At 66.6% G+C, this 4,890-nt stretch carries 2 protein-coding genes; both read left to right on the plus strand.

Annotated elements, in window-relative coordinates:
- On the plus strand, positions 1–2,120 hold a 2,120-nt coding region (locus ACFVT1_RS40835; RefSeq protein WP_389805836.1), incomplete at its 5' end, for a beta-ketoacyl reductase.
- Positions 2,117–4,890 (plus strand): type I polyketide synthase (locus tag ACFVT1_RS40840; RefSeq protein ID WP_389805839.1); only part of this gene is annotated, 2,774 nt, incomplete at its 3' end. The genes ACFVT1_RS40835 and ACFVT1_RS40840, both read left to right, overlap by 4 nt.

The following is a 4,890-nucleotide window of genomic DNA, read 5'->3' on the forward strand; positions in this document are numbered from 1 at the left end:
ACGGGCCGCTCCGGGTTCCCTTCTCCTGGTCGAACGTCGTCCTGCACGCGACCGGGGCCACCAGTCTCCGCGTAACCCTCACCAAGAACACCGACGGCAGCATGTCGGTTCACATGGTGGACCCCGAGAACGCCCTGGTGGCCACGGTGGAGTCGCTGACAGTGCGACCGTTGCCCTCGGAGTACCTCGTTGACAGCGAGATAGCCAGCTCGCTCTACGAGCTCTCCTGGCCGACCCTCCACGCATCGACGTCCCGACCGACGACGGCGTTGCAGACAATGGTGCTCGACAGCGCTGCACTTCCCGACATCGCCGCGATCCCCGCCGATAGGACCACGCCCGAACTTGTCGTTCTCCCGGTGGTCGCCCGTATGCCCGGGGGCCCGGCACCGGCTGACCTCGTACTCGACGCCCTGCACACCTGGCTGGCCGATGACCGGTTCTCCGCATCACGCCTTGCCGTGCTGACCGCAGGCGCCGTGTCGGTCACGGCCTCCGACCGTGGGCCGGACCTCGATCTGGCGGCCGTGTGGGGGCTTGTTCGAGCGGCGCAGGTCGAACACCCCAACCGTTTCCTCCTGGTGGACGTGGAATCGACAGCAGGGCCGATCGCAGAAGCCGTACTGGCGAACATTCCCGCCGATGAACCTCAGCTCGCGGTGCGCAAGGGCAACGTCCATGCTCCGCGTCTCGTAAAGTCCGGCGCCCGGCGTGACGCGGACGGCCCTGCCCCCCGCTTCGACTCGTCCGGAACGGTCCTGCTCACGGGCGGTACCGGGGCGCTGGGGTCACTGCTTGCACGGCATTTGGTGGAGACGCACCACGTACGACACCTGCTCCTCGCTACGCGGCGGGGTCCCGACACGCCGGGGGCGGCCGAGCTGGTTGCCGAACTCACTGGTCTGGGAGCGGAGGTCGCTCTCAGGGCGTGTGATGTCGGGGACCGTACGGAACTCAACGCACTGCTCTCGTCGATCCCGGCCGAGTACCCGCTCACCGCGGTGATTCATACAGCGGGGGTACTGGACGACGCCACCATCGAGTCACTCACGCCGGACCGAATGAGCACAACCGCCCGTCCCAAAGCGGACGCGGCTCGTAACCTGCACGAACTGACCCGCGAACTTCCGGTTCCACTCCGTGCCTTCGTGCTGTTCTCGTCCGTCGCCGCGACCTTCGGCAGTCCGGGCCAGGGCAACTACGGCGCGGCGAACGCCGTGCTGGACGCCCTCGCGCAGCAGCGCCGATCCGAGGGACTGCCCGCGGTTTCGCTGGCGTGGGGGTTGTGGGAAACGTCGGACGGTATGGCCGGCGGGTTGTCGAACGGCGACCGCGCCAGGATGGCCCAGAGCGGTATGGGGGCACTGTCGCCGGAGGCCGGCCTAGCACTCTTCGACCTGGCGCTCGGACTTGACGACCCCTTCGCCGTCACTGCGCGACTTGACATGGCAGTGCTGCGTTCCAGGGCTGCCGACGGTTCGTTGCCGGCGATTCTGCGCGGCATCATTCCGGCGAGCCCGGGGAACGTCGCCGCACAAGCAACCTTGCCCACGCGCAGTCTCGACGGACTGAGTTCTCAGCAACTGGACGTGGCGGTAACTGAATTGGTGCGGACCGAAGTCGCCTCGGTCCTCGGTCACGCGAGGCCCGGCCTCATCGAAGCGGACCGTGGCCTGCTGGAAATGGGATTCGACTCGCTGACCGCCGTGGAACTCCGCAACCGGCTGTCGAAGGCAACCGGACTGCGCCTGACGACGACGCTCGTCTTCGACTACCCGACTCCTGCCGCGCTCGCCGACTACCTCATCGACGAGCTGAGTCGGGACGGCACCGGCCCTGCCTCTGTCCTCGCCGAGCTCGACCGCATCGAGAAGACCATCGCTGAGATCACGCTCGGCGAAGCGGATCGCGAACTGATCGCCGAACGGCTGCAGCAACTGACCCGTAGATGGAACGGCGACCGACACGACGACAGCCGGACAGGGCGTCACGACGGAGTGGACGACCTGTTGTCGGCAACGGATGACGAACTGTTCCTGGCACTCGACACCGAACTCGGAATGACCGGCACGGAAGAGACCGGCCGAGCACCGCTGGCCGAAGGAGATGACGTCGCATGACGAACAACGAGGACAAGCTCCGCGACTATCTCAAGCGAGCAACGGCGGACCTGCGCCAGACCCGTCAGCGCCTGCGCGAGGCGGAGGCGGCGGCCGAGGGCAGGAACCTGGAACCCATCGCGGTCGTGGGAATGAGCTGCCGGTTCCCGGGCGGTGTGTCGTCACCGGAAGAGCTGTGGGACCTGCTGGAGCGGGGTCACGACGCCATCGGAGAGTTCCCCGACAACCGTGGCTGGGACCGTGACGCACTCTACGACGCCGATCCGGGCCAGGCAGGCCACACGTACACCACACAAGGCGGATTCCTCTACGAGGCGGACCGGTTCGACCCCGCGTTCTTCGGGTTGAGTCCGCGGGAGGCGTTGGCGACGGATCCGCAGCAGCGGTTGTTGCTGGAGACGGCGTGGGAGGCGGTGGAGCGGGCGGGTATTGATCCGGTGGCGTTGCGGGGGTCGGCGACGGGTGTGTTCGCCGGGATCATGTACAACGACTATGCCTCCCGTCTGGAGCCGATGCCGGAGGAGTTCGAAGGCTATCTGGGCACAGGCAGCGCGAGCAGTATTGCCTCGGGTCGTATTTCGTACACGTTCGGTTTTGAAGGTCCGGCGGTCACGATCGATACGGCGTGTTCGTCGTCGCTCGTCGCGGTGCATCTGGCGGCCCAGGCCCTGCGCAGCGGCGAATGCTCGCTCGCGCTGGCCGGCGGAGCGACGGTGATGGCCACGCCCCGTACCTTCATCGAGTTCAGTCGGCAGCGGGGCCTGTCTGCGGACGGCCGGTGCAAGGCGTTCTCGGCGGACGCTGACGGCACCGGCTGGAGCGAAGGCGTCGGACTGCTCTTGCTGGAGAAGCTGTCGGACGCTCAGACCAACGGCCATCGAGTGTTGGCCGTGGTACGGGGTTCAGCAGTCAACCAGGACGGAACGAGCAGCCAGCTCACCGCCCCGAACGGTCCGTCGCAGCAGCGGGTGATCCGCCGGGCCCTGGCCAATGCACGCTTGACGTCGGCCGATGTGGATGTCGTCGAGGCGCATGGGACGGGGACGCGCCTGGGTGATCCCATCGAGGCTCAGGCGTTGATGGCGACGTATGGGGTGGATCGTCCGGTTGGGCGTCCGTTGTGGTTGGGTTCGGTGAAGTCGAACATTGGTCATGCGCAGGCTGCGGCGGGTGTGGCGGGTGTGATCAAGATGGTGATGGCTTTGCAGCGTGGGGTGTTGCCGCGGACGTTGCATGCGGAGGTGCCGTCGTCGCATGTGGACTGGTCTGCGGGTGGGGTGTCGTTGCTGGCGGAGGCGCAGGAGTGGCCGCGCAACGGTACGCCGCGTCGTGCGGGTGTGTCGTCGTTCGGGATCAGTGGGACGAACGCGCATCTCATTGTCGAGGAGGGCCCGGAGACCGAGCCTCGCCAGGTGGCTGAGGTGTCGCCCGGGGGTGGTGTGTTGGTGCCGGTGGTGTTGTCGGCTCGGAGTGCGGGGGCGTTGCGGGACCAGGCGGCCCGGTTGCGGGGTCTGGTGGTGGCGGATGAGGGTCTGGGGTTGGGTGACCTGGCGTTCTCTCTCGTGTCGTCGCGTGCTTTGCATGATCACCGCGCTGTTGTGTCTGCGGGCAGCCGTGAGGAGTTGCTGGCTGGTTTGGAGGGGTTGGCTGAGGGGCGTGTGTCGGCGGGCACGGTTCAGGGTGTGGCGGGTGGGGGTGGTCTGGCGTTTGTGTTCTCGGGGCAGGGGGCTCAGTTCCCGGGTATGGGGCGGGAGTTGTATGAGCGGTTCCCGGTTTTTGCGGGGGTTGTGGATGAGGTGTGCGGGTTGGTGGATGCGGCCCGTGGTGGGGGTGGGGTGGGGTTGTTGGAGGTGATGTTCGGTGGTCCGGGTTCTGTAGGGGCGGAGGTGTTGGAGCGTACGGAGTTTGCGCAGCCGGCGTTGTTTGTGTTCGAGGTGGCATTGTTCCGGTTGTTGGAGTCGTGGGGTGTGGTTCCGGATTATGTGGCCGGTCATTCGTTGGGTGAGGTGAGTGCGGCGTGTGTGGCGGGTGTGTTCTCGTTGCGTGATGCGGTGTCGTTGGTGGTGGCTCGTGGGCGTTTGATGGAGGCTGCGCCGGCTGGTGGTGTGATGGTTGCTGTTCAGGCGGCGCGGGAGGAGGTTGTTCCGTTGTTGTCCGGGTTGGAGGACCGGGTGTCGATCGCCGCGGTCAATGGTCCTGGGTCTTTGGTGGTCGCGGGTGATGGTGAGGCTGTGGACGGGGTGGTTGGCCGGCTGGAGGGGCTGGGGCGTAGGACGAGGCGGTTGCGGGTGAGTCATGCGTTCCATTCGCCGCACATGGATGGGGTGTTGGAGGAGTTTGCCGGGGTTGTTGCCGGGGTGTCCTTCCGCGATCCGGTGATTCCTGTGGTGAGTGCGGGTGATGTGGGTTCGCGGGAGTACTGGGTGCGGCATGTGCGTGAGGCGGTGCGTTTCGACGTGGTGCTGGCCAGGCTGGAGGAGCTTGGTGTGGTGTCTGCGTTGGAGGTGGGGCCTGATGCGGCGTTGACTCCGCATGTGGCGGGCATGGCGGGTATGGCGGGTGCGGCGGTGATGCGTAGGGGACGCCCGCAGGTGGAGGGGTTGCTGAGGGCTCTTGCTCATGTCCACGTGCATGGTGCGGAGGTCGACTGGAGTGGTTTCATCCCCGCCCGGGGTGGGGTGGTGGATCTGCCGACCTACCCGTTCCAGCGGGAGCGTTTTTGGTTGGAGGGGTCGGGGGGTGTGGGTGATGTGGTGTCGGTGGGTTTGTT

Origin of the sequence: Streptomyces sp. NPDC057963 (assembly GCF_042887155.1) — a bacterium.
Classification (GTDB): domain Bacteria; phylum Actinomycetota; class Actinomycetes; order Streptomycetales; family Streptomycetaceae; genus Streptomyces.